Source organism: Nocardioides sp., from assembly GCF_030655615.1.
Taxonomy (GTDB): Bacteria; Actinomycetota; Actinomycetes; order Propionibacteriales; family Nocardioidaceae; genus Nocardioides.
On record NZ_JAURVJ010000189.1, the window covers coordinates 1 to 25,751 of the forward strand.

The window sequence follows — 25,751 nt, forward strand, 5'->3', positions numbered from 1 at the left end:
ACCGACGAGCACGGCGCGACCGCCGCGCCCGGCGTCCACGCCGTCGGCGACTGCGCCGCGTGGTTCGACGCGCGCCGCGGCCGCCACCACCGCGTCGAGCACTGGACCGAGTCCCACGAGCGCCCGCGGACCGTCGCGGCCCGGCTCCTCGGGCTCGAGCCGCCGCGCGCCGCGGCGCCCTACTTCTGGAGCGAGCAGTACGACGTGCGCCTGCAGTTCGCGGGCCACCGGGAGGGAGACGAGAGCGTGACCATCGAGGCCGGCAGCGCCGAGACCCAAGACCTGCTGGCGGTCTACCGCTGCGCCGACGGGTCGCCGACCGCCGTGCTGGGGATGAACCAGCCGCGCCTCTTCGGCCGGCTGCGCCGCACGCTGGCGACGGCCGCGACGCAGGCCCCGGTGCCGGCGTGACCACCACCGAGCTGCCCGAGACCGGGCCGAGCCTGATCCCGACCTTGCCCGGGGCGTCCTACGTCGACCCCGCGGTCTACGCGGCCGAGTGCGAGCGGATCTTCGAGGACATGTGGTTCTGCGCGGTCCACGAGAGCGACCTGCCCAAGCCGGGTGCGTTCCGCACCGTGCAGGTCGGTCGCGAGTCGATCCTGGTCACGCGGTCGCGCCGCGGCGAGGTGCGCGCGTTCTACAACGTCTGCCGCCACCGCGGAGCCCGCATCTGCACCGAGGAGTCCGGCGAGCGCGCCCGGTCGTTCCAGTGCAGCTACCACGCCTGGACCTACGACTTCGACGGCAAGCTGATCGCCGCCCCCAACCTCACCAAGATGCCCGACGTCGACCGCGTCGACTACGGCCTCCGGCGGGTCCACGTGCGCACCTGGATGGGCTATGTCTGGGTCTCGCTGGCCGACGAGCCGCCGAGCTTCGAGGAGACGGTCGAGCAGGAGATCGTCGACCGCCTCGGCACCGTCGACAACATCGCGTCCTACGACGTCGCCTCGCTGAGCATCGGGCGCCGCATCGTCTACGACGTCCAGGCCAACTGGAAGCTCATCGTCGAGAACTTCATGGAGTGCTACCACTGCGCGACCATCCACCCCGAGCTCACCGAGGTGCTGCCCGAGTTCGCCGACGGCCTGGCCGCGCAGTTCTACGTCGACCACGGCGCGGCGTTCGGCGAGGAGATCTCGGGCTTCACCGTCGACGGCTCCGAGGGGTTCGGCACGCTGCCCGGACTCGACGAGGACCGCGACCGCAAGTACTACGCCATCACCATCCGCCCGCAGGTCTTCGTCAACCTGGTGCCCGACCACGTCATCTGGCACCGGATGTACCCCGTGGGTCCCGACCGCACGGTCGTCGAGTGCGACTGGCTCTACACCCCCGACGTCGTCGCCTCCGGCCGTGACGTCACGGCCTCGGTCGAGCTCTTCCACCGGGTCAACCAGCAGGACTTCGAGGCGTGCGAGCGCACGCAGCCGGCGATGAGCTCCAAGCTCTACGCCGGGGGTGGGGTGCTCGTGCCGAGCGAGCACCACATCGCGGGGTTCCACGACTGGGTGAGCGGCAAGCTGGCCTGACCCACGGGTGGGCGGGTGGTGGCGGGGCTGGGTGCGCCGGCTGCGGGGATCTCGACGCGGGCTCGCCGAGGGCTCGCCCGGCTCGATCACCGTTGGGGTGTCAGTCGAAGACGACGACGCGGGAGCGGTCGAGGAGCAGGCGCGACTCGGTGTGCCAGCGGACGGCCTGGGCGAGGACGCGGGCCTCGACGTCGCGGCCGGCGCCGACCATCTCCTCGGGCGTGGTGCGGTGGTCGATGCGGATGACGTCCTGCTCGATGATCGGGCCCTCGTCGAGGTCGGACGTGACGTAGTGGGCGGTCGCGCCGATGAGCTTGACGCCGCGCTCGTGGGCCTGGTGGTAGGGCTTGGCGCCCTTGAAGCTCGGCAGGAACGAGTGGTGGATGTTGATCACCCGGCCGTCGAGCTTGGCGCAGGTGTCGTCGGAGATCACCTGCATGTAGCGGGCCAGCACCACGAGGTCGACCCGCTCGGAGGCGACCAGCGAGAGCAGCTGCTGCTCGGCGTCGGCCTTGGTGTCGGCGGTGACCGGCACGTGGTGGAACGGGATGTCGTAGGTCGCGGTGAGCCGCTCGTAGTCGCGGTGGTTGGAGACCACGCCGGCGATCTCGACGTTGAGCGAGCCGGTGGAGTAGCGGAAGAGCAGGTCGTTGAGGCAGTGGCCGAACTTCGAGACCATCACCAGCACGCGGTAGGGCGCGTCGGCGGCGACGAGCTGCCAGGTCATCCCGTGCGCCTGGGCGAGCGCCACGAACGAGCCCTGCAGCGACTCGGCGGTCACGCCCTCGGCCTCGAACTCGACGCGCATGAAGAAGCGCCGGCCCAGCCGGTCGTCGAACTGCTGGGAGTCGGTGATGTTGCCGCGGTGGGCGACGACCCACCCGGAGACGGCGTGCACCAGGCCGACGTGGTTGTCGCAGGCGAGGGTGAGCACGAAGCGCGGGGACACCCGACCAGTGTGCGGCGACTGTTGCGCCATGCGCAAGTAGTTGCATAATATGCAACTCATGAGCGTGCAATCGGTCGACCGGGCCCTGCAGATCCTGGAGATCCTCGCACGCGACGGCGAGTGCGGCGTGACCGAGATCGCCGGCCACCTCGGCGTGCACAAGTCCACCGCCTCCCGGCTCGTCGACTCGCTCGAGGCCCACGACCTCGTCGAGCAGAACGAGTCGCGCGGCAAGTACCGCCTCGGGGTCGGCGTCCTGCGCCTCGCCGGCGCGACGACCGCCCGGCTCGACGTCGTGCAGGAGTCACGCGCCCAGGCCAAGGCCCTGGCCGCCGTCACCGGCGAGACCGTCAACATCGCCGTGCTGTCCGAGGGGGCTGCGCTCTACGTCGACCAGGTCGCGACCAGTGCCGCGGTGCAGTCGCACAACTGGGTCGGCCAGCGGATCCCCCTCCACGCCACGTCCAACGGCAAGGTGCTCCTCGCCGGGATGACCGACGCCGAGGCCAAGGCCCTGCTCGCACGCAAGCTGCCGGCCTACACCGAGCAGACGATCACTGCGCCCTCGGTGCTGGTCGCGCAGCTCGACGGCGTGCGCGAGGCGGGGTACGTCGTCGTCGTCGACGAGCTCGAGGCCGGCCTGACCGCCATCGCCGCCCCGATCCGCAACGTGCACGGCGACGTGCTCGCCTCGATCTCGGTGTCGGGCCCCACGTTCCGCCTGAGCGGCAACAAGGCCGAGGCGGCCACCCGGGAGCTCGTCGCCCACGCGCTCGAGGTCTCGCGGCGCCTGGGCTGGCGCGAGCCCGCCTAGTCGGGGCGGGTCGGGACCGCCCGGAAGGGTGGTGCAAATCGTTCGGCGTTCGTCATGTCCGCGCAACGCAAAGTTGCGTAGAATGACGTCCGTTGCATCATACGCAACACGAAGGGAACAGACGGTGCCAGAGCTGTACGTCGACGGAGCGTGGCGCGACGCGCTGGGCGGGGGCACGCGCGAGATCACGTGCCCGGCCGACGGGTCGCCGGTGCGCACCGTGAGCGAGGGCGGACCCGGCGACGTCGACCTCGCCGTCGCCGCCGCCCGCGCGGCCTTCGACACGGGGCCCTGGCCCTCGACGCCCGCCCCCGAGCGGGCCGCCCTGCTCCACCGGGTCGCCGACCTGCTCGAGCGCGACGCCGCCGAGGTCGCCCGGCGCGAGTCGCTCGACACCGGCAAGCGCCTGGTCGAGAGCGACTACGACGTCGCCGACGTGGTGTCCGTCTTCCGCCACTTCGCGGGCCTGGCCGGGGCCGAGGCCGGGCGCGTCGTCGACACCGGCCGCCCCGACGTCGTCAGCCGCGTCGTCCACGAGCCGGTCGGCGTCTGTGCGCTGATCACGCCGTGGAACTACCCGCTCCTGCAGACGGCGTGGAAGGTCGCGCCGTGCCTCGCGACCGGCAACACCTTCGTGCTCAAGCCGAGCGAGCTGACGCCCAGCACCGCGCTGTGGCTGATGGACGCCCTCACCGAGGCCGGACTGCCCGCGGGCGTCGCCAACCTGGTGCTCGGAGACGGCGCCGAGGTGGGCGCCCCGATGACCGAGCACGCCGACGTCGACCTGGTCTCGTTCACCGGCGGCCTGAGCACCGGCAAGCGCGTGATGGTGGCGGCCGCCGCCACGGTCAAGAAGATCGCCCTCGAGCTCGGCGGCAAGAACCCCAACATCGTCTTCGCCGACGCCGACCTCGAGGTCGCGCTCGACATGGCGCTCACCGCGGTCTTCCTCCACTCCGGCCAGGTCTGCTCGGCCGGCGCCCGCCTCCTGGTCGAGGAGTCGATCCACGACGACTTCGTCGAGCAGCTGGTCGAGCGTGCCGCGCTGATCCGGCTCGGCGGGCCCTTCGACGACGACGCCGAGACGGGCGCCCTGATCAGCGCCGCCCACCGCGACAAGGTCGAGGCCTACGTCGCCGCCGGGGTCGCCGAGGGCGCCAAGCTCCTGCTCGGCGGCGAGCGGCCGACGGGCCCGGCCTACGACGCCGGCTACTTCTACCTGCCGACCGTCCTCGACGGCTGCACGTCCGAGATGAGCGTGGTGCAGGAGGAGTCGTTCGGCCCGGTCCTCACCATCGAGACCTTCGGGGCGACCGGCGCGAGCAGCGACGAGGTCGAGGACGACGCCGTACGCCTCGCCAACGACAGCATCTACGGCCTGGCCGGCGCGGTGTGGACCCGTGACGGCGGACGCGCCGAGCGGGTCGCGGCCCGGCTCCGCATGGGCACGGTCTGGATCAACGACTTCCACCCCTACGTCGCGCAGGCGGAGTGGGGCGGCTACAAGCAGTCCGGCATCGGGCGCGAGCTCGGCAGCGCCGGGCTCGAGGAGTACCGGGAGACCAAGCACGTCTGGCACAACACGCGCCCGACGGTGCAGTCCTGGTTCGACGGGAGGAAGCCGTGAGCGCCGCGGGTGACACCTACGACGTCGTCATCGTCGGCGGCGGCTCGGCCGGCTCCGTGCTCGCCAACCGGCTGAGCGCCGACCCGTCGACCCGCGTCCTGGTCCTCGAGGCCGGTCGCAGCGACTTCCGGATCGACCCGTTCATCCACATGCCCGCCGCACTGCCCTACCCCATCGGCAACCCGCTCTACGACTGGAAGTACGAGTCAGAGCCCGAGCCCCACATGGGCGGCCGCCGCATCTACCACGCCCGCGGCAAGGTGCTCGGCGGCTCCAGCAGCATCAACGGCATGATCTTCCAGCGCGGCAACCCCCTCGACTACGAGCGGTGGGCCGCCGACGCCGGCATGAAGGAGTGGGGCTACGCCCACTGCCTGCCGTACTTCAAGCGGATGGAGACCGTCCTGCTCCAGGACGGCACCCCCGGCGCCGACGCCTGGCGCGGCGGCTCCGGCCCCCTCGTCCTCGAGCGCGGGCCGGCGTCGAGTCCTCTCTTCGGCGCCTTCTTCGAGGCCGTGCAGCAGGCCGGGCACCCGCTCACCGACGACGTCAACGGCTACCGCCAGGAGGGCTTCGCGCCCTTCGACCGCAACGTCCACCGCGGCCGCCGGCTCAGCGCCGCCCGCGCCTACCTCCACCCCGTCCGCCGTCGCCCCAACCTCACGGTCGAGACCCTCGCCCAGGTGAGCGGGCTGCGGATGGACGGCACCCGCGTCACCGGCGTCGACTACGTCCGTGGCGTCGGCGGCCGCGGCGTACGCCGGTCGGTCACCGCCGGCGAGGTCGTCCTCTGCGGCGGCGCGATCAACTCCCCGCAGCTGCTGCTCCTCGCGGGCATCGGCCCCCAGGCCGACCTCGAGGCGCTGGGCGTCCCGGTGGTCGCCGACCTGCCCGGCGTCGGCGCCAACCTCCAGGACCACCTCGAGGTCTACATCCAGTACGCCTCCAAGCAGCCGGTCTCGATCGCGCCCTGGCTCAAGCACCGCCACAAGCCACGGATCGGCGCCGAGTGGCTCTTCCTGCGGCGCGGCGTCGGCGCCTCCAACCACTTCGAGGCGGGCGGGTTCATCCGGTCCAACGACCTCGTCGACTACCCCAACCAGATGTTCCACTTCCTGCCGATCGCGATCCGCTACGACGGCTCGCAGCCCGCCGCCGACCACGGCTACCAGGTCCACATCGGCCCCATGTACTCCGACGTCCGCGGCACCATCAAGCTCAAGAGCCGCGACCCGTTCGAGCACCCCGCGCTGCAGTTCAACTACCTCTCCACCGAGTCCGACCGGCGGGAGTGGATCGAGATGGTCCGCAAGGCGCGCGAGATCATGGAGCAGCCCGCCTTCGCCGCCTTCAACGACGGCGAGATCTCGCCGGGACCCTCGGTCTCGACCGACCAGGAGATCCTCGACTGGGTCGCCCAGGACGCCGAGACCGCGCTGCACCCCTCCTGCACCGCCCGGATGGGCGTCGACGACCAGAGCGTGCTCGACCCCGGCTCGATGCGGGTGCACGGCGTCGACGGCCTGCGCGTGGTCGACGCCTCCGCGATGCCCTACGTCACCAACGGCAACATCTACGCCCCCGTCGTGATGCTCGCCGAGAAGGCCGCCGACCTCATCACCGGTGCCACGCCCCTCGCCCCGGTCGACGTCCCCTACTACCGCCACCGCGACGACGTACCGCTCTATCCGCCCGGCGACCCGCGCAACGTCACCCGCACCACCCCACCCGAGGAGACGGCATGACCGAGTCCGCCCTGCAGGTCGAAGGCCTGTGGAAGATCTTCGGGCCCCGCGCCGACAAGATCATCGGTACGCCGGCCGCCGACCTCCCCCGCGCCGAGCTCAAGCAGCGCACCGGCTGCGTCGCGGCGGTCAAGGACGTCTCGTTCGAGGTCGCACCGGGCGAGGTCTTCGTCGTCATGGGGCTCTCCGGCTCCGGCAAGTCGACCCTCGTGCGCTGCCTGACCCGGCTCGTCGAGCCCACCGCCGGCCGGGTCACCTTCGAGGGCAACGACATCACGAAGGCCTCCGAGTCCCAGCTGCGCGACCTGCGTCGTCGTACGGTCTCGATGGTCTTCCAGCACTTCGGCCTGCTGCCGCACCGCCAGGTCGTCGACAACGTCGCCTACGGGCTCGAGATCCGCGGCATCAAGAAGGCCGAGCGCCGGGCCAAGGCCCAGGAGCTCGTCGACCTGGTCGGGCTGACCGGCTACGAGAAGTCCTACCCCGACCAGCTCTCCGGCGGCATGCAGCAGCGCGTCGGCCTGGCCCGCGCGCTGGCCAACGACCCGGCGATGCTGCTCTTCGACGAGCCGTTCTCGGCCCTCGACCCGCTGATCCGCCGCGACATGCAGAACGAGGTCGTCCGTCTCCAGCAGGAGGTCAGGAAGACGATGGTCTTCATCACCCACGACCTCCAGGAGGCGCTCAAGCTCGGCGACCGCATCCTGATCATGCGCGACGGTGAGATCGTCCAGGTCGGCACGCCGGCCGAGGTCGTCGCCCGGCCCGCCGACGACTACGTGCGCGACTTCGTCAGCGACGTGCCCCGCTCCCACGTGCTCACGCTCGAGTACGTCATGCGCGAGCCCACCCTCGACGACTCCCGCGAGGGCCCGGTCATGGCGCCCGACACGATCGTCATGCACGCCGCCCGTGCTTCGCTCGGCTCGGCCCACCCGGTGCAGGTGGTGCGCGACGGAGAGCTCGTCGGCATCGTCGACTCCGACGCCATCCTCCGGGTGGTCGTCGCCGAGGAGCAGGCCCCGGTGGGCGTCTGATGTCCGCCGCCACCGTGGAGAGGAAGCCCGAGACCGCGGCCGACCCCGGTGGCGCGCCCGCGCCCGACGAGGCCGTCCCCCGTCGCCGCGTGCCGCTCTGGTGGTGGCTGGCCGGCGTCCTCGGCGCCTGGGTGGTGCTGTCGATCGTGCTCGGGGACAGGTGGACGCTCTACCTCCCCGGCCAGGGCACGCGCGGCATCCACGAGACCCTCGGCGACTTCCGGCGCGACCTGATCGCCGGACGGGACGACAACCCCGTCATGCAGGCGGTCGGCGCGCTCTCCGACCTGTTCAACACCGTGGTCGAGTGGTTGCAGGGCCTCGTCTCCCAGGCCGCCTTCCCGCGGCCGGTCCCGCAGATCGGCTGGCTCGGCGTGATCGGCATCGCCGGCTGGGTCAGCCTCGCCGTCGCCGGCTGGAAGCACGCGCTCGGCGTCGTCGCCGGCCTCGGTGCGATCGGCCTCCTCGGCTACTGGCCCGAGGCGATGGACACCCTCATCATCACGTTCTTCTCGGTGGCGATCTGCCTGCTGGTCGGGCTGCCGATCGCGGTGCTGATGGGCACCAACCGCCGGGTCAACGCGATCGTCACGCCGGTGCTCGACGTCATGCAGACCATGCCGTCGTTCGTCTACCTCGCCCCGATGGCCCTCTTCTTCAGCCTCGGCCCGGCCATCGCGGTCGCCGTGACCGTCGTCTACGCCATGCCGCCGGCGATCCGGATCTCGGCCCACGCGCTGCGCGCGGTCTCGCCGACCACGATCGAGGCGACCACGTCGATGGGCCAGACCGCCGGGCAGCGGCTGCGCAAGGTGCAGCTCCCGATGGCCCGCCGCACGATCATCATCGGCGTCAACCAGACCATGATGGCCGCGCTCTCGATGGTCGTCATCGCCGGCTTCGTCAACAGTCCCGGCCTCGGCATCCCGGTGCTCCGTGCGCTGCGTGCTGGTGACAACCAGGTCGGCGTCGCCTTCGTCGCCGGGCTCTCGATCGTCGTCGTCGCCATCGTGCTCGACCGGGTCACCACCGCGGCCAGCGAGCGCAGCGAGCTCGCCGCCCGGGGTGCTGCTCCCGGTCGTGGCCGCTGGATCCTGCTCGGCGTCGTCGGGATCGCGGCCGTCGTGATGGTCTACCTGTCGCGCACCTACTTCTCGCTCGCGACGTTCCCCGAGAGCGAGGTCGGCCCCCGGGTCGCCGACGCCGTCCAGTCCGCAGCCGACTGGGCCAACGACCACCTGCGCGGCGTCACCACCTTCGTCCAGGAGACGACGACCACCCTGTTCATCAACCCGCTGCAGGACCTCGTCGCCGGGTCGCCGTGGTTCGTCACCGGCGCCGCGCTGGTGCTGCTCGCCCAGCTGCTCGGCGGCTGGCGCGCCACCCTCAGCACCGTGGTCTGCGTCGGCGGCATCCTGGCGACCGGCCTCTGGTACGACGCCATGGTCACCCTCACCAGCGTCCTGGTCGCCACCGTCTTCGTCATGGTGGTCGCGCTGGTCCTCGGCGTCTGGATGGCCCGCCGCCGCGGCGTCGACCGGGTGCTGCGCCCGGTCCTCGACGCCGCCCAGGTGATGCCGTCGTTCGTCTACCTCATCCCGGTCCTCGGCCTCTTCGGCCCGGGTCGGTTCACCGCGATCTTCGCCGCGGTCGTCTACGCCGTCCCGGTCGCGGCCAAGCTGGTCGCCGACGGCGTGCGCCAGGTCTCGCCCACGACGGTCGAGGCCGCCACGGCCGCCGGCTCCACGGCCTTCCAGCTGATCACCAAGGTCCAGCTGCCCATGGCCCGCGGCCACCTCGTGCTCGCGGCCAACCAGGGCCTCCTCTACGTGCTGTCGATCGTCGTCATCGGCGGCCTCGTCGGCGGCGGCGCGCTGGGCTACGACGTGGCGCTGGGCTTCTCGCGCAGCGAGTTCTTCGGCAAGGGCCTCGCGGCCGGGATCGCGATCGTGCTGCTCGGCGTGATGGTCGACCGGGTCGCCAAGCAGGCCGCGGAGCGCCGGCGCTGAGGCGCCACACCCACACACTCCCTCGCACCGTCCGGGGCGGCAGCGGGGCAGGCAGGACCACAACCGAGAAGAGGACCCACGTGAAGCACAGGAAAGTCAGCGCCCTGACCGGGTCGCTCGCCGCAGTTGCGCTCGTCCTGAGCGCATGCGGCGGTGGCGACATCGCGGAGGAGGAGGACCAGAACGCCGAGCAGGCCGGGGAGGCCGGCGACTGCGGCGACCTCAACCTCGCCGTCAACCCGTGGGTCGGCTTCGAGGCCGACGCCTACGTCGTCGGCCACGTCGCCGAGGAGAAGTTCGGCTGCAAGGTCAGCTATCCCGAGCTCGCCGAGGAGGTCTCCTGGCAGGGCTTCGGCACCGGCGAGGTCGACGTCGTCATCGAGGACTGGGGCCACCCCGACCTGGAGAAGCAGTACTTCGCCGACTCCGGCGACGGCAGCGCGATGGAGATGGGTCCGACCGGCAACATCGGAGTCATCGGCTGGTACGTCCCGCCGTGGATGGCGGAGAAGTACCCGGACATCACCGACTGGGAGAACCTGTCCAAGTACGCCGACCTGTTCGAGACCCCGGAGTCGGGCGGCAAGGGGCAGTTCCTCGGCGCCGACCCGAGCTACGTGCAGTTCGACGAGGCGATCGTCGCCAACCTCGACCTGCCGTTCAAGGTCGTGTTCTCCGGCAGCGAGGCCGCCTCGATCGCGGCGTTCCGTCGCGCGGAGGAGGAGAAGACGCCGCTCATCGGCTACTTCTACGACCCGCAGTGGTTCATGTCCGCGGTCCCGCTGGTGCGGGTCAACCTGCCGGCCCACACCGACGGCTGCCAGGACGACGCCAAGTCGGTCGCCTGCGACTACCCCGAGACCGAGCTGAAGAAGATCGTGTCGACCGAGTGGGCCGAGTCCGGCTCGCCCGCGACCGACCTGGTCAAGGGCTTCTCGTGGACCAACGACGACCAGAACCTGGTCGCCAAGTACATCGCCGAGGACGGCATGTCCGCCGAGGACGCCGCGGCGAAGTGGGTCGACGAGAACCCCGACAAGGTCGAGGCCTGGCTGTCCTGACGGCAGCCCTCACGTGACCGGGGGGCGGACGTCGTGCCGAGGGGCATGACGTCCGCCCGCCCACGTCGTACACTTGTTGCACATAGCGATACTAGTTGCGCGATGCGCAACGTGCGAGTCGGAGGTCAGGCATGACGGGCAAGCGAGTCGTCGTCATCGGCGCGGGCGTGGTGGGGGCAGCCCTGGCCGACGAGCTCACCGAGCGCGGGTGGACCGACGTGACGGTGGTCGACGCCGGCCCGATCCCGCACACCGGCGGGTCGTCGACGCACGCGCCCGGCCTGGTCTTCCAGGCCAACGGCTCGCGGATGATGAGCCAGCTGGCGACCTACACCGTCGACAAGCTGGTCGGGCTCGAGACCGACGAGGGTCCCTGCTTCCTGCAGGTCGGGGGCCTCGAGGTCGCGACCACGGCCGACCGCCTCACCGAGCTGCACCGTCGCGCCGGCTGGCTGGCCGCCAACGGCGTCACCGCCGAGGTGCTGACCGCCGACGAGTGCGTGGCCCGCCACGACCTGCTCGACCCCGCCGTCGTCCTCGGGGGGCTCTTCACCCCCACCGACGGCCTGGCCAAGGCGATCCGCGCCGTCGACGCCCAGACCCGCCGCGCCGCCGAGCGGGGTGCGACCCTGCGGCCGGGCGCCGAGGTGCTCGACGTGCTGGTCGAGGACGGCCGCGTGGTCGGCGTCGAGACCACTCGGGGCCGCATCGACGCCGACGTCGTCGTCTGCTGCGCCGGCATCTGGGGCCAGAAGGTCGCCGGCATGGTCGGCCTGACGCTCCCGCTCACCCCGCTCGAGCACCAGCTCGTCCGCACGACGCCGGTCCCGGCGATGGCCGGCCAGGACACCGAGGCGCGGCGGCCGATCCTGCGCCACCAGGGCGAGGACCTCTACTACCGCGACGACTTCGACCGCCAGGTCGTCGGCTCCTACGCCCACCGGCCGATGCCGGTGACCTACGACGAGTTCGACGACTGGGGCCGCGAGGTCATGCCCAGCGTGCGGCCTTACACCCCCGACGACTTCGAGGGCCCGTGGAAGACCTCCCAGGCCCTGCTGCCCGCCCTGGCCGAGACCGAGGTCGAGTCGGGCATCAACGGCATCTTCTCCTTCACCACCGACGGCGCCCCGCTCATCGGCGAGAGCCCCGACGTGGCCGGCTTCTGGGTCGCCGAGGCCGTCTGGGTCACCCACTCCGCGGGCGTCGGTCGCGCGGTGGCCGAGCTGCTGGTCGACGGCGTGCCGACCACCGACCTCCACGAGGCGGCCATCGACCGCTTCGAGGTGCACCAGACGGGCCCGGCGTACGTCCTCGAGCGCGACCAGCAGAACTTCGTCGAGGTCTACGACGTCCTCCACCCGCTGCAGCCGATGGAGTCGCCGCGGCCGCTGCGGCTGCCGCCCTTCCACCAGCGCCAGCGCGAGCTCGACGGCTACTTCCTCGAGGCCAACGGCTGGGAGCGCCCGCAGTGGTACGCCGCCAACACCGGCCTCCTCGAGGGCTACCGCGCCGCGGGGCGCGAGGTGCCCGAGCCGGGGGAGTGGGCCGCCCGCTACTGGTCGCCGGTCGCCGGCGCCGAGGCCATGGCCACCCGCGAGCGCGTCGCGATGTACGACATGACCGCCCTCAAGCGCATCGAGGTCGTCGGGCGCGGCGCGACCGCGTTCCTGCAGTCGCTGGTCACCGGCAACGTCGCGACCTCGGTCGGGTCGGTCACCTACTGCCTGATGCTCGACCCGCGCGGCCGCATCCGCAGCGACGTCACCGTGGCGCGGCTCAGCGCCCGGCCGGGCCAGCAGCGCTACCAGGTCGGCGCCAACGGCCACCTCGACCTCGCCTACCTGCAGGCGCTCGCGCCGGCCGACGTCTTCGTCCACGACATCACGCCCGGTACCTGCTGCATCGGGCTGTGGGGGCCGCAGGCGCGCGACCTCGTGCAGTCGCTGTCCAGCGACGACTTCAGCAACGACGGCGTGAAGTACTTCCGCGCCATCGAGGCCCACGTCGGGATGGTCCCGGTCACCGCGATGCGGCTGTCCTACGTCGGTGAGCTCGGCTGGGAGCTCTACACGACCGCCGACCTCGGCCAGAAGCTCTGGGACACCCTGTGGACCGCCGGTCAGGAGCACGGCGTGCTCGCCGGCGGCCGGGCGGCGTTCTCGAGCCTGCGGCTCGAGAAGGGCTACCGCTTGTTCGGCTCCGACATGACGTGGGACCACACGCCCTACGAGGCCGGCGTCGGCTTCGCGGTGCGGTTGAAGAAGGAGGACGACTTCGTCGGCCGGGCCGCGGTCGCCGCGATGGACCCCGACGCGGTGGACAAGAAGCTCGTCTGCCTGACCTCGACCGACCCGAAGGCCGTCGTGATGGGCAAGGAGCCGGTCCTCTCCGGCGGTGCCGCGGTCGGCTACGTCACCAGCGCCGCCTGGGGCTTCACCGTCGAGCGCGCGATCGCCTACGCCTGGGTGCCGGCCGCGCTGGCCGCCCCCGGCACCGAGGTCGAGATCGGCTACTTCGACCAGCGGCTGCCCTACGTCGTCACCGAGGAGCCCCTCTTCAACCCGACGATGACCCGGCTGAGGGGCTGAGCGCGGTGCGCATCTCCGACCGGCTCCCCGACCACCCCGACTTCCTGTGGGCCGACGCCGAGCCGAGGAAGAGCTATGACGTCGTCGTCATCGGCGGCGGCGGGCACGGCCTCGCCACGGCCTACTACCTCGCCGCCCACCACGGCATCACCAACGTCGCCGTGCTCGAGAAGGGCTGGCTCGCCGGCGGCAACATGGCCCGCAACACCACGATCATCCGCTCCAACTACCTGTGGGACGAGAGTGCCGGGATCTACGAGCACTCGCTCAAGCTGTGGGAGACGCTCGAGGACGAGCTCGACACCCAGGTGCTGTTCAGCCAGCGCGGGGTGCTCAACCTGGCCCACAACCTGGCCGACGTCCGTGAGGGCAAGCGCCGGGTCAACGCCAACCAGCTCAACGGTCTCGACGCCCAGTGGCTCAGCCCCGAGGAGATCGGCAAGCTGGTGCCGATCCTCGACGTCAGCGACCGGCCGCGCCACCCCGTCGTCGGCGGCACCTTCCAGCCACGGGCCGGGATCGCCAAGCACGACTACGTCGCGTGGGGCTTCGCCCGCGCCGCGCACGCCCTCGGCGTCGACATCGTGCAGAACTGCGAGGTCACCGGGTTCCAGACCTCCGGCGACACGGTCATGGCGGTCGAGACCAGCCGCGGGACGATCGGCTGCGGCAAGGTGGCCCTCGCCGCGGCCGGCCACACCGCTGTCCTGGCCGGGCACCTCGGCGTACGCCTGCCGCTGCAGAGCCATCCCCTGCAGGCGCTGGTCTCCGAGCTGCTCGAGCAGGTCCTCGACACCGTCGTGATGTCCAACGCCGTGCACGTCTACGTCAGCCAGGCCCACAAGGGCGAGCTGGTCATGGGCGCCGGGGTCGACGCCCATGTCGGCTACGGCCAGCGCGGGTCGTTCCACGTGATCGAGGAGCAGATGGCCGCCGCCGTCGAGCTGTTCCCGATCTTCGGCCGCGCCCACGTCCTGCGGACCTGGGCCGGCATCGTCGACGTCACCCCCGACGCCTCGCCGATCGTCGGGACACTGCCCTTCGACAACGCCTTCGTCAACTGCGGCTGGGGCACCGGAGGCTTCAAGGCCACGCCCGGGGTCGGCTCGGTCTACGCCGACACCGTCGCCCACGGCCGCCCGCACGAGCTGGCGGCGCCGTTCGCCCTCGACCGGTTCACCACCGGCCGCCTCATCGACGAGCACGGCGCCGCCGCCGTCGCCCACTGACGACGAACCACGACGAGAGACCGACCGATGCTGCGAATCCCCTGCCCCCACTGCGGGGAGCGTGACGAGACCGAGTTCCACTACGGCGGCGAGGCCGGTGTCGACTACCCCGCCGACCCGTCGGCGCTGGCCGACGACGCGTGGGCGGCCTACCTCTTCCTCCGTGCCAACCCGCGCGGCTGGTTCCGCGAGCGGTGGTTCCACGGGTCGGGCTGCCGGCTGTGGTTCGCCCTCGAGCGGCACACCGTCACCGACGAGATCAGGAGCGCGTGATGGCCCGCAGGCTCCCCACCGGTGGCTCCCGGATCGACCGCTCCCGGCCCGTCACGATCACGGTCGACGGCGAGACCGTCGAGGCCTACGCCGGCGACACCCTCGCGTCGGCCCTGCTCGCGGCCGACCGGCTGCTGGTCTCGCGCGGCATCTACTCCGGCCGCCCGCGCGGCGTGATCGGGGTGGGCGTCGAGGAGTCCAACGCCTACGTGCAGGTGCTCGACGACGGCCACGTCGATCGGGGCGGCGACCAGGGCGGCGGCGGGGGCGAGCCGATGGTCGCCGCCACCACGCTCGAGGTCGCCGACGGCCTGGCCGTCGAGCGGATCGCCGGGCGCGGCTGGCTCTCCACCGACGTCGACCACCGGCGCTACGACACGCTCACCACCCACTGCGAGGTGGCCGTGGTCGGCGGCGGGCTCGCCGGCCTGCGGGCTGCGGTCGCGGCGCAGGCACCCGGTGTGCGGGTGCTCCTCCTCGACGACGGCCCGGTCCTCGGAGGAGCGGCCGCCGACCTGCCGGCCGGCTCCCCGGCCGGGCTGGAGCTCGAGGCGTTGCTGGGGGAGCTGACCTGCGAGGTGCTCGTGCGCACCACCGTCACCGGGTCCCACGGCCACGGCCGGCTGGTCGCGGTCGAGCGCGGCCGCCGGCTCCACCACGTGCAGGCCGCGCGGATCGTGCTCGCCACGGGCGCCCAGGAGCGGCCGATGGTCTTCGAGGACGACGACCGTCCCGGGATCATGCTGGCCTGCGCCGCCGCCGACTACGTGAGCCGCTACGGCGTGCTGCCGGGTGAGCGGGCGGTCGTGTGGACCGCCCACGACGCGGGGATCCACGCCGCCCTCGAGCTGGCCGCGGCCGGGACCGAGCTGGCCGCGGTGCTCGACGTCCGTGGGTCGATGGCGCCGGAGCTCGCCGGGGCGCTCGACGCGCTCGGCGTACCCGTCCACCTGGGTGCGGAGGTCACCGGCACCGACGGGTCCGACGACGAGACCGGACGTCTCGTCCGCGTGCACACCAGCGCCGGGTCGTGGGACGCCGACCTGCTGGCCGTCTCCGGCGGCTCCAACCCCGCGGTGCAGCTCTTCAGCCACCCCGGCGGCCGCACCCGCTGGTCCGACGAGGTCGCCGGCTTCGTCCCCGACACCCCGGCCCCGGGTCAGGCCGGCCGCGAGAGCGTCGTCGGCGCCGCGGCCGGCGAGACCGCCACGATCCCGGGCTGGCGCGAGCAGCTGACCCCGCCGGCGGCCTGGTTCCGCTCGAGCGTCGGTGACCCCGAGCGGGTGTTCGTCGACCCCCACCGCGACGCGACCCTCCACGACCTGCGCCGCGCGCACGCCGCCGGGCTCAGCAGCGTCGAGCACGTCAAGCGCTTCACCACGGTCGGCACCGGCGCCGACCAGGGCCGCGGCTTCGGGGTGCTGACCGTCGGGATCCTGGCCCAGGAGCTGGGCCGACCCGTCGGCGAGGTCGGTACGACGACCTACCGTCCGCCCTACCTCCCGCTGTCCTTCGGCCTGCTGGCCGGGCGCAACCGCGGCGTGCTGTCCGACCCCGTGCGGGTCAGCCAGGTCCACGACCGGGTCGCCCACGCGCCGATGGAGAACGTCGGTCAGTGGAAGCGGCCGTGGTTCTTCCCGACGGCCGACGAGACCGGACCCGGCGCCATGGATGCCGCCGTCGCGCGCGAGGTCGCCGCGGTGCGCACCGGCGTCGGGATGATGGACGCCTCGACCCTCGGCAAGATCCTGCTGCAGGGCGCCGACGTCGGGGTCCTGCTCGACCGCGTCTACACCAACCTCTTCTCGACGCTCAAGGTCGGCAAGGTGCGCTACGGCGTGATGTGCGGTCCCGACGGGATGGTCATCGACGACGGCACCACCGCGCGACTCTCCGAGACCGCGTGGCTGATGTCGACGACCACCGGCAACGCCGCGAGCGTCTACGACGCGCTCGAGGAGTGGCACCAGACCGAGTGGCCCGAGCTCGACGTCACCATCACCTCGGTCACCGACCAGTGGTCGGTGGTGGCGGTCGCCGGCCCGTCCTCGCGTTTCGTGATCAGTGCTCTCGCTCCGGACCTCGACGTCTCGGCCGAGGCGTTCGCCTTCATGGAGTGGCGCGAGGCCGTCGTCGCCGGCATCCCCGCGCGGGTGATGCGGGTGTCGTTCTCCGGTGAGCTGGCCTTCGAGGTCAACGTGCCGAGCTGGTGGGGCGCGGCCCTGTGGGACGCGGTCGCCGAGGCGGGCGAGCCGTGGGGCATCACGCCCTACGGCACCGAGACCATGCACGTGCTGCGCGCCGAGAAGGGCTTCCCGATCGTCGGGCAGGACACCGACGGGACCGTCACCCCCCACGACCTCGGCATGTCGTGGGCGGTGTCGAGGAAGAAGCCTGACTTCATCGGCAAGCGGTCCCTGGCCCGCGACGACGCGCAGCGGCCCGACCGCCGCCACCTCGTCGGGCTGGTGCCGGTCGACGGCCGGACCCGCATCGTCGAGGGCGCCCAGCTCGTCGCCCACGGCGCCGACCTCACGGCCTTCCCCGTCGCGATGGCGGGGCACGTCACCAGCGCCTACCCCGTCGGCCACGACGGGCAGCCGTTCGCGCTGGCTCTGCTCGACGGCGGCCGTGACCGCCTCGGCGAGGTCCTCGACGCCGTCGACGACCTCGTCCCCCTCGCCGTCCGGGTCACCGGACCGGTGTCCTACGACCCGGAAGGGGCGCGCCGCGATGGCTGACGTCACCGGCGTGCTCGACCTGCGCCGCTCCCCGCTCGCCGACACCGCCTTCGGCGTGACCTCGCCCGGCCTCTCGCTGGACGAGCTGCCGTTCCGCTCGCTGGTCGAGGTCCGCTCGCCCGAGCCGCCGACCGCCCCCGGGCTGGTCTGGCGGCTGGGCCCGGCGTGGTGGCTGGTGGACGACTCACCGACCACGGAGCCCGCGCTCGAGGTGCCGCTGGCCGACGAGGTCCGTGCCGCCAACCCCGGCTGCCCGGTCGTCGACGTCTCGGCCCAGCGCACGACCATCGTGGTCACCGGTGAGCACGCCACCCGGCTGCTCGCCCACGGCTGCGCCATCGACCTCACCGTGCTGCCCGTGGGCGAGGCGGTCCAGGGCGACCTCGCCGGCGCCCAGGTCGTCATCGGCCGCACCGCCGACGAGCTGCGCATCTATGTGCGGCCGGCCTTCGCGCGGCACCTGGCCGCGTGGCTCACGGACGCGGCGCTGCCCTACACGTGATCCACAGGGTCAGTGCTGGCTGGGGTGCTGGCCGGAGCACTGCTCCGCGGTGAGGTTGTCGCGCGCCCACGTCGACAGCTCGTGGAGAGCCGGCAGGATCGCCTGGCCGCTGTCGGTCAGGGTGTAGAGCACGGCGAGCGGCGGGCCCTCGTCGACCGTGCGCGCGACGAGGCCGGCGCGGGTGAGCTCGCCGAGGCGGTCGGACAGCATCGAGTCGCTGATGCCGAGCGAGCGCTTGAGCTCGGCGAAGCCGGCCGGGGCCTGGATCAGGGTGCCGAGCAGGACGCCGTTCCAGCGCTTGCCGAGGAAGCTGAACGCCCGCTCGAGGGCGGCGTCGCACGCACGCGGCTCGTGCTCGGTCGCGCTCTTCTGGGGCGTCGGGCTCACGTGACGCATGCTAGTCCGCTTCGGAGTTGACCGCGACTTCTAAAACAGGAGTAGCATCGTGAAGACAAGCCGCTCTCGATCCGAAGGACCCGCCCATGACCACCACCCCGCTCGCCCTCGACTCCCTCGACGAGGCCGCGCGCGGCCTGCTGTTCACCGAGGCCCGCACGGCCAACTCGTTCAGCGACACCCCCGTCACCGACGACGAGCTGCGCGGCGTGTGGGAACTCGCCCGCTGGTCGCCGTCGATGGCCAACAGCCAGCCGTTGCGCGTCCTGTTCGTCCGCACGCCCGAGGGGCGCGAGCGACTGCTCGGGCACATGGCGGAGGGCAACGTCGCCAAGACCCGTTCGGCGCCGGCCGTGGCGGTGCTGGCCTACGACAGCGAGTTCCACGAGCACTTCCCGACCGTCTTCCCGGCCCGCGGCGAGCTGATGCGCGGCAACTTCGCCAGCATGCCGGGCGAGGCCCGCGAGGGCCTGGCCAAGTACAGCGCCGCGATCCAGACCGGTGTCTTCATGCTCGCCGTACGCGCCCACGGCCTCGCCGCCGGCCCGATGGCGGGCTTCGACGGACCGGGCATCGACGCCGAGTTCTTCGCCGGCACCACCTGGCGCACCCACCTCGTGGTCAACATCGGCCACCCGGGCGTCGACCCGTGGTTCGACCGGCTGCCGCGCCTCGACGAGGACGTCGCGCTGGCCTGGGCCTGAGTTGTGGGTGCCCCGGGGGTGGCGGATCACCCGGCCGGCCGGGGATTCCGACCCCTGTCAGGGGTTGCAACCCCTGACAGGGGGCGGACCTCCCTGACCAGTACGCCGTCGGCGTGCGTGCGGCCCGCCTCACCGCCTCCCGTGGGCGCGCAGGGTCGTGACCGAGTCGACGGTGAGCCGTCCGCGCCACTCGACCGCCTGGGCGGGCGACCAGGCGAGGAAGTCGGGGACCCAGCTGCCGTCGGGCTCCTGCTCCGCCGCCAGGTCGTCGAGCGCCGAGGTGACGACGTCATCCGTGAAGGCCGCGCGGCTTCGCAGCCCCGGGCGGGGGGAGAGGACCAGGGCGCCGAGCCTCTCGCCCTCGGTGCCGCCCGGGACCGGGACGCTGCCGTCGGGTCCGAGCTTGTCGGCGAGGACCGCGACCGTCCGCTCCGCCCGGGCGTCGTCGGCGTCGTGGTCGAGGAAGTGGAAGGCGAACTTGACCCAGAAGTGCTCCAGGTCCGACCCGTCCCCGATGACCGACCAGCACCACTCCCGGGCCCGTTCGCGCCACGGGGTCGGCGCTGCGCCGCCCTGGGAGAGGAGGCCGACGAGGGCGAGGGTGAAGAAGCCGGCCTCCGGTTCGGGACCCATCCACGGGGCGTGCGGCGCCGACTCGACGGAGGCCAGCACCTGCGGCACGGACCCGTCGTCGTGCGCGATCGTGGCGAGCCACGCCTCGGCGCGCTGGGTGATCGGGTCGTCGAGAGCGCCGACCTCGGCCAGCACCTCGAGCGCGGAGAACGTCGCGGCGGGTTGGCTGGCGGCGTCGCGGAGGTCGGGCTCGAGCGCGTTGCCGAACCCGCCGTCGGGGTTCTGGTAGGCGCTCAGGGCCGTGAGGACCGGCTCGCGCGGCCCGTCGTCGACCAGGAAGGCGAACCGGTGCCGGTCGAGGACCCGTGCGTTGCCGAGGACGGACCGTCGAGCGGCGGCGACGTCGTAGGACATGCCCCGACGCTATTCACGCGACGGCGGCCCGGTCTTCCAGGAATCGGACAGGCGTGGTGCCGGTGAGCCGGCGCACCTCGTCACCCATGTGGGCCTGGCTGGCGTAGCCGGCGCGCAGCGCCCGGTCCGCGAGATCGAGGTCGTCGTCGCCGACGCCGAGGCTCCGCAGTCGCTGCAGCCGCAGCACCCGGGCCAGCATCTTGGGGCCGTAGCCGACCGTCGCGACGCAGCGCCGCTGCAGCTGACGGTCGCTGACGCCGATGGTCCGCGCCACCTCGCCGACGCGCGCGCCCGGCTCGGCCAGGAGGCCTGCGGCGTGCTGCACCACCGGATCGGGCCGTACGCCGACCAGGCGGCCCAGCATCAGCCCGTGGACCGCATCGCCCCCGGCCACCGCCAGCGCGACCGCCACGTCGGCGCCGTGCTCGCCCCACACCTCCGCGGGCTCGACCTGCCGGTCGAGCAGCTCGGACACGTCGCGCCCGAGAGCTGCCGCCGCGGCCCCCGGGCGCAGCCGCACGCCGTGGACGGTCTCGCCGGGCGACAGCCGCTCGACCCGGGCGGCCGTGTCGGCACCGGCCACCACGAGGCGCCCGGAGTCGAACCAGACGACGTCGACGCAGCCGTCCGGCACGATGACCTGGCGGTCGACCTCGACCCGTTGCCGCCACAGGCAGGCGACGGTGTCGCGCACGCCGGCAGGCGGCGCCTGCTCGACGTAGGCCCCGAGCATCGTCACGGCACTCACCTCCGTTCCTGCGTCCAGTGTCACGCGCCGGACAAGTCAGCGGACACGTCAGCGGACACGTGAGCGGACGCGTCAGCCTCCTAGGCTGCGCGGGTGGACCACGAATTCCTGCTCATCGCCGGGACGGGTCTCGCGATCATGATCGCGGCATCGGTGTTCTCGCGTCGGACGGGCGTCGCGGCGCCGCTGCTGCTGGTGGGCCTCGGGATCGGGGCGAGCTGTCTACCGAGCACGCCGACGATCCACGTCGAGCCGGAGCTCGTGCTGGCCGGGGTGCTCCCGCCGCTGCTCTACTCGACGGCGGTCAACCTGCCGGTGATCGACGTCCGCCGCAACCTGCTCCTGATCGCCTGGCTGTCGGTCGTCATGGTGGTGGTCTCGGCGCTGGTGATCGGCGCGGTCGTGCACTGGCTGTTCCCCGGCATCTCGTTCGCCCTCGCCACGGCGCTCGGGGCCGTCGTGAGCCCGACGGACGCGGTCGCGGCGACCGCGATCGGGCGACGGATCGGGCTGCCACCACGGCTGATGGCGGTGCTCGAGGGCGAGAGCCTCGTCAACGACGCCTCGGCGCTCGTCGTGCTGCGCACCGCGGTGGCGGCGATCGCCGTGACCGGCGAGTTCGCGCTCGGCCGGACCGCGCTGGAGTTCGCGTGGGCGGTCGCCGGCGGGGCCGTGATCGGTCTGCTCGTCGGGCTCCTGACGGTGCGGCTGCGCACGCGGCTCGACGACCCGGTGCTGAACACCACGATCTCGTTCGCGGTGCCCTTCCTGGCCTACTTCCCGGCCGAGGAGGTCGACGCGTCCGGAGTGCTCGCGGTGGTGCTCGCCGGGCTGGTGACCGGGGCGATGGGCAGCCGTCGCTTCAGCGCCCGTGACCGGCAGACGCAGGCGACGACCTGGGTGACGATCAGCTTCGTCCTCGAGAGCGCGGTGTTCCTCGCGATGGGCTACCAGCTGCCGGAGGTTGTCGACGCCGCGCAGGCGGAGACCACGACCGCCGAGATCACCGGCCTCGTGGCGGTCGTCGTCGGCCTGCTGGTCGGGCTGCGCTTCCTCGGGCTCGCCTGGCCCGCCCTCCACCAACGCCTCGCCGGCGCCGACCAGGGCGACCAGCAGCGCGGCCGACTCGACCAGTTCGAGGAGAAGCTCGACTCGATGACCCCGGCCGACGACCGCGAGGAGTCGCGGCTGTCCTACGCCCGGCGGCGCCTGGCCCGGGGCCGCGCCGACGTCGAGTTCCAGGAGCGCGAGCCGATCACGAGCCGCGGCACGGTCGTCATCGCGTGGGCCGGCATGCGCGGCGTCGTCACCGTCGCAGCCGCTCAGACCATCCCGGCCGGCACCCCGCACCGCGACACCGTGGTCCTCGCCGCGTTCCTCGTCGCCCTGATCACGCTCGTGCTGTTCGGGCTCACGCTCCCGGCGGTCATCGGCGCGATGCGGTTGCGGTCGGAGAGCGCGGAGGACAAGCAGGGCTCGGTGCAGGCGCTCCTGCGCCGGATCGGCGACGCGTCGGTCGACACCCTCGGTCCGCTCGAGGAGCAGACCATCGACGGCGAGCCCGTCGACCCCGAGCTGGCCAGCACGATGAAGGAGCGGATCCTGCCGCGGCTGCTCACCGGCGTCCGCGAGCTCCGAGACGCCGGCCGCCCCGGCGCGATCGAGCAGACGATGATCATCCAGCGCCGCTACCTCGACGCGATGCGCGACGCCCTCGCCAGCGAGCGCGGCATCGGTGCCTACAGCTCGGAGACCTACCGGCAGGTGGAGGCGCTGCTCGACACCCTCGAGCACCGCACCGGCGGCTCCTAGCCTCGGGAGGCTAGTCGAGCGAGCCGATCCCGGTCGGCCCGGTGTCCGGGTCGGGCTGGTAGGCCCACCGCGGGATGATGAACAGCCCGGTCGCCTCGACCGCGGGCTCCGCGTCGACGACGTCCGGCCGGATCGTGGCGGTGACGGTGACCTTGCGGCCCGACTCCTCGGAGACCCGCGCCTCCATCCGGACGGGTCCGAGCGGAAGCGGCCGGACGTAGCGCAGCGTGAGGGTGCCGGTGACCGTGAGCCGTGTGTGAGCGGCGCTCGCGGTCTCGCCCATCAGATGGTCGAGCAGCAGCGCCGAGACTCCGCCGTGCACGCTGCCGGGCGGACCCTCGTAGGGCGCCCCCAGGGTCACGGCCGAGCGGACGACGTCGTCGTCGCCCCACGCGAGCCGCACCGGCGGCGCGAACGCGTTGCGGACGCCGACGACCGTGTTGCCCCAGTTCCACGAGCGACCGTGGGCGTTGTAGTGCACGCCCGCGGGCTCCGCCGGGGCGTCCTCGGCCAGCAGGTCGGCAGCCTCCTGCAGCATGGCCCGCGCCCGGGCGACCTGCTCCGGGCCGACGCGGCTGCGGATCGTCAGGTCGAGCAGTCGGCGTACGTCGTCGGTGAGCCCGCCCCACAGCGCCTCGGCGGCGTCGACGTCCTCGGTGGTCAGGTCCTCGAAGGAGAAGGACGACATCGACAGCTCGGACACCTGTCCAGCCTAGGGCAGGGTCGGGGTCAGCAGCCCCCGGCCTCGTACCTCGACCTCGCCTTCGCGAGCGCGGCCTTGGCGGCCTTGAGCTTCTTCTGCGCGGCCTTGATCTTCTTGCGCTTGCCGGTCTTCTTGGCCTTCTGGAGCGCCTTCTGCGCGGCCTTGACGCCCTTGACCGCCTTGGTGACGGCCGCCTTGAGCTGCGCGCACGTCGGCGGCGGGTTGCCGACCGCGGCGGACCTCGCCGATGTCGCCACCTGGGTGCGTGGCTGGAACTGGTCCTCGACGCGAGCGGTGATCTCGATCCGGAAGGTCGAGCCCTTGTCGGTCGCCTTCACGGCGTACGCCGACGTGGTCACCACGGGGTTGGTCGGGTTGCACTGCAGGCCCTGCGCGTTGCAGCGCAGCCAGCGCCGCGCGAAGGAGGGATGGGTCCCCGTCCAGGCGCCCGCGGTCGACTGCAGCACCGTGCCGACGTAGGCGGGCCCGACGACCCGCGGGGCTGCGGTGTTGACCGGCTTCTTCTCGTAGACCGCGCCGGAGATGCCGGCCAGTCGCCGTGGCGACCTGGTGCTGGCGATCGTGCCGATCACGTCGCCCCGCACGACGTGGTCGACGTCCTCGACCGTGGTCGTGTAGGAGAGGCCCGTCTCGCCCGGGATGTCGACGCACGGGTCGCCGTCGAGGTCGCAGCGCGACCACGAGAACTCGAACGACGTCGCGGTGTAGGTGCCGTTGCTCTTCCACCGCTCCTGCGCGTCGTCGCTGGGGTCGATCGTCATCGTGGTGCCCCACGGTGCGGACGTCCCGTCGAGCAGCTTGGGGTAGTTGGTCGGGGGCGTCGGCTCGAAACCGGCCGGCGCCGCGACTGGTCCGACCGCGCTCGACACGACCTCGGCGGAGAACGCCGGCTGGACGATGTTGAGGGCACGGACCCCGACGCGCACGTACTGGCCGACGTCGGCCTGCGCGAGCTGGTAGGTCCGGTCGGTCTCGCCGCTGATGTTGGAGCACGAGCCGACGGCGCTGGTCGAGCACCGCTTCCACTGGTAGCGGTAGAGGAACGGCCCGGTGCCGCCCCAGGTCCCGTTGTTGGCGGTGAGCACGACGTTCTTGACAGGGCTGCCGCTCGGGCTCGTGATGGCCGCGGGGGCCTCGACCGCCGACAGCGGCAGGCTGAAGACGCCGTGCCCCTGGGTGCCGACCATCAGGCTGCCCGGCGTGCCGAAGCCGATGTTGAGCCCGTAGGCCGACTCGCTGGTCATCGCGACCTCGCCCGGGGCGTTGAGCTTGGTGCCCGACATCTTGGCCCAGCTCTCGCCCCCGTCGAGGGTGGCCCAGACCCCGTTGTTGGTGCCGGCGACGATGCGCGGCCGCCCGTCACCCCAGTACGCCGACGGCACGAGCTGGAAGGCCCGCACCTCGCCGGCCAGGAGGGCGCCGTCGCCCGTGCCGCTGGCGTCGTACCAGGTGGTGCCGGCGTTGTCGGAGCGGTAGACGCCGCCGACGGTGGCCGCGATGAGCTGGGCGGGGTTGAGCGGCGAGACCGAGATCCGCTTGGGCGACTCCCCGGGCGGGATGCCGTCGGAGATGAGGGACCAGGAGCGGCCCGCGTTGGCCGAGCGGTAGAAGCCGGTCGTCGCGGCGGCGTACATGACCGGCCCGGCGGAGGTGAGGTAGAAGGTCGCGCCGGTGAGCCCGCTCGCCTGCGCCCACTTCTTGCCGGCGTCGGAGGAGTAGAAGACGCCGTCTCGGCCGGAGCCGGCGGTGGCGACGACGACGTTGGTCAGCTCGCCGGTGGGGAACACCACCGACTGGACGCCGCCCTGGTCGAGGCGCTGGGGCTGCGGCGTCGCGTCGTCGACACCGAGCCGGGTCCAGCTGCCGCCGCCGGTGCCGCGGTAGAGGCCTGCGCTGGTGGCGAGGAAGATCTGGCCGGACTGGCCGACCGCCTGGTGGACCTGCTTGCCGGCCGGCGGCAGGTTGCCGCTGATGTCGGTCCACGGCCCGACCGCGTTGGTGGCGGTGTAGACGCCGTCGGTCTCGGAGCCGCCGACCAGCTGCGTCGGGGTGACGTAGTCGAGGGACCGGATCCAGACGTCGCCCATGTTCCACTTCACCCACACGTCGGGCACGGCGGCCTGGGCCGGGACGACGCTCCCCGAGAACGCGACGACGAGCACGACGAGCGGGAGCAGCAACCGGGAGAAGCGACGCATGGTCGGAGGCTAGTGACGGGAATTGACCGTCGGCAGGCACGATCGGGCCCCCTCCGGTGGTAGTCCTTC

21 protein-coding genes are annotated in these 25,751 nt (G+C 72.4%); 15 read left to right on the forward strand and 6 right to left on the reverse strand.

Annotation, left to right across the window (positions count from 1 at the left end; all coding sequences use genetic code 11):
- Together Q7T52_RS15855 and Q7T52_RS15860 are read left to right on the forward strand one after the other, a co-directional pair.
- The coding region (locus tag Q7T52_RS15855) for an oxidoreductase C-terminal domain-containing protein (RefSeq protein ID WP_304804168.1) at positions 1-411 on the forward strand (411 nt) is incomplete at its 5' end.
- The gene (locus Q7T52_RS15860) at positions 408-1,535 is read left to right on the forward strand and encodes an aromatic ring-hydroxylating dioxygenase subunit alpha (RefSeq protein ID WP_304804170.1); all 1,128 of its coding nucleotides are present in this window, start codon (positions 408-410) and stop codon (positions 1,533-1,535) included. The genes Q7T52_RS15855 and Q7T52_RS15860, both read left to right, overlap by 4 nt.
- A gap of 100 nt (positions 1,536-1,635) precedes the next feature.
- On the opposite strand, the gene purU is transcribed toward Q7T52_RS15860, so the two are convergent.
- A complete protein-coding gene (gene purU, locus Q7T52_RS15865; RefSeq protein WP_304804172.1) occupies positions 1,636-2,484 on the reverse strand; it encodes a formyltetrahydrofolate deformylase in 849 nt (282 codons plus the stop codon).
- A gap of 58 nt (positions 2,485-2,542) precedes the next feature.
- Between purU and Q7T52_RS15870 the strand changes: the two genes are divergently transcribed.
- The 11 genes from Q7T52_RS15870 to Q7T52_RS15920 all read left to right on the forward strand — a co-directional run bounded on the left by Q7T52_RS15870 (position 2,543) and on the right by Q7T52_RS15920 (position 18,113).
- Positions 2,543-3,298: an IclR family transcriptional regulator gene (locus Q7T52_RS15870; protein ID WP_304804174.1), complete on the forward strand. Its 756-nt coding sequence runs from the start codon at positions 2,543-2,545 to the stop codon at positions 3,296-3,298.
- 124 nt (positions 3,299-3,422) lie between these two features.
- The gene (locus tag Q7T52_RS15875; protein WP_304804176.1) at positions 3,423-4,925 is read left to right on the forward strand and encodes an aldehyde dehydrogenase family protein; all 1,503 of its coding nucleotides are present in this window, start codon (positions 3,423-3,425) and stop codon (positions 4,923-4,925) included.
- Positions 4,922-6,670, forward strand: coding sequence for a choline dehydrogenase (betA, locus tag Q7T52_RS15880; protein WP_304804178.1), 1,749 nt, complete (start codon positions 4,922-4,924; stop codon positions 6,668-6,670). The genes Q7T52_RS15875 and betA overlap by 4 nt, the downstream gene beginning before the upstream one ends.
- Positions 6,667-7,707, forward strand: a complete 1,041-nt coding sequence (locus tag Q7T52_RS15885) for a glycine betaine/L-proline ABC transporter ATP-binding protein (protein ID WP_304804180.1) — start codon at positions 6,667-6,669, stop codon at positions 7,705-7,707. The genes betA and Q7T52_RS15885 overlap by 4 nt, the downstream gene beginning before the upstream one ends.
- Positions 7,707-9,716, forward strand: a complete 2,010-nt coding sequence (locus Q7T52_RS15890; protein ID WP_304804182.1) for an ABC transporter permease subunit — start codon at positions 7,707-7,709, stop codon at positions 9,714-9,716. The genes Q7T52_RS15885 and Q7T52_RS15890 overlap by 1 nt, the downstream gene beginning before the upstream one ends.
- A gap of 80 nt (positions 9,717-9,796) precedes the next feature.
- On the forward strand, positions 9,797-10,777 hold the full coding sequence (locus Q7T52_RS15895; protein ID WP_304804184.1) for an ABC transporter substrate-binding protein: 981 nt from the start codon (positions 9,797-9,799) through the stop codon (positions 10,775-10,777).
- A gap of 131 nt (positions 10,778-10,908) precedes the next feature.
- Positions 10,909-13,368, forward strand: coding sequence for an FAD-dependent oxidoreductase (locus tag Q7T52_RS15900; RefSeq protein ID WP_304804186.1), 2,460 nt, complete (start codon positions 10,909-10,911; stop codon positions 13,366-13,368).
- Between the two features lie 11 nt (positions 13,369-13,379).
- Positions 13,380-14,597 (forward strand): sarcosine oxidase subunit beta family protein, encoded by a 1,218-nt coding sequence (locus tag Q7T52_RS15905; protein WP_370692330.1) that lies wholly within the window; start codon positions 13,380-13,382, stop codon positions 14,595-14,597.
- Between the two features lie 27 nt (positions 14,598-14,624).
- The gene (locus tag Q7T52_RS15910; protein ID WP_304804190.1) at positions 14,625-14,870 is read left to right on the forward strand and encodes a sarcosine oxidase subunit delta; all 246 of its coding nucleotides are present in this window, start codon (positions 14,625-14,627) and stop codon (positions 14,868-14,870) included.
- Positions 14,870-17,611 (forward strand): 2Fe-2S iron-sulfur cluster-binding protein, encoded by a 2,742-nt coding sequence (locus tag Q7T52_RS15915; protein WP_304804192.1) that lies wholly within the window; start codon positions 14,870-14,872, stop codon positions 17,609-17,611. The genes Q7T52_RS15910 and Q7T52_RS15915 overlap by 1 nt, the downstream gene beginning before the upstream one ends.
- On the forward strand, positions 17,604-18,113 hold the full coding sequence (locus Q7T52_RS15920) for a sarcosine oxidase subunit gamma family protein (RefSeq protein WP_304804194.1): 510 nt from the start codon (positions 17,604-17,606) through the stop codon (positions 18,111-18,113). The genes Q7T52_RS15915 and Q7T52_RS15920 overlap by 8 nt, the downstream gene beginning before the upstream one ends.
- 9 nt (positions 18,114-18,122) lie before the next feature.
- Here the strand turns inward: Q7T52_RS15920 and Q7T52_RS15925 are convergent, their stop codons facing one another.
- Positions 18,123-18,500, reverse strand: coding sequence for a helix-turn-helix domain-containing protein (locus Q7T52_RS15925; protein WP_304804195.1), 378 nt, complete (start codon positions 18,498-18,500; stop codon positions 18,123-18,125).
- Between the two features lie 95 nt (positions 18,501-18,595).
- Between Q7T52_RS15925 and Q7T52_RS15930 the strand changes: the two genes are divergently transcribed.
- Entirely contained in the window at positions 18,596-19,213 is a 618-nt protein-coding gene (locus Q7T52_RS15930; protein ID WP_304804196.1) for a malonic semialdehyde reductase, read from the forward strand.
- A 129-nt stretch (positions 19,214-19,342) separates the two neighbouring features.
- On the opposite strand, the gene Q7T52_RS15935 is transcribed toward Q7T52_RS15930, so the two are convergent.
- Entirely contained in the window at positions 19,343-20,200 is an 858-nt protein-coding gene (locus Q7T52_RS15935) for a hypothetical protein (protein WP_304804197.1), read from the reverse strand.
- A 13-nt stretch (positions 20,201-20,213) separates the two neighbouring features.
- Entirely contained in the window at positions 20,214-20,948 is a 735-nt protein-coding gene (locus tag Q7T52_RS15940; protein WP_304804199.1) for a helix-turn-helix domain-containing protein, read from the reverse strand.
- 93 nt (positions 20,949-21,041) lie between these two features.
- Between Q7T52_RS15940 and Q7T52_RS15945 the strand changes: the two genes are divergently transcribed.
- A complete protein-coding gene (locus Q7T52_RS15945) occupies positions 21,042-22,760 on the forward strand; it encodes a sodium:proton antiporter (protein WP_304804201.1) in 1,719 nt (572 codons plus the stop codon).
- Between the two features lie 10 nt (positions 22,761-22,770).
- Here the strand turns inward: Q7T52_RS15945 and Q7T52_RS15950 are convergent, their stop codons facing one another.
- On the reverse strand, positions 22,771-23,463 hold the full coding sequence (locus Q7T52_RS15950) for a PaaI family thioesterase (RefSeq protein ID WP_304804203.1): 693 nt from the start codon (positions 23,461-23,463) through the stop codon (positions 22,771-22,773).
- A gap of 26 nt (positions 23,464-23,489) precedes the next feature.
- Positions 23,490-25,682 (reverse strand): hypothetical protein, encoded by a 2,193-nt coding sequence (locus Q7T52_RS15955; protein ID WP_304804205.1) that lies wholly within the window; start codon positions 25,680-25,682, stop codon positions 23,490-23,492.
- Positions 25,683-25,751 lie beyond the last annotated feature (69 nt).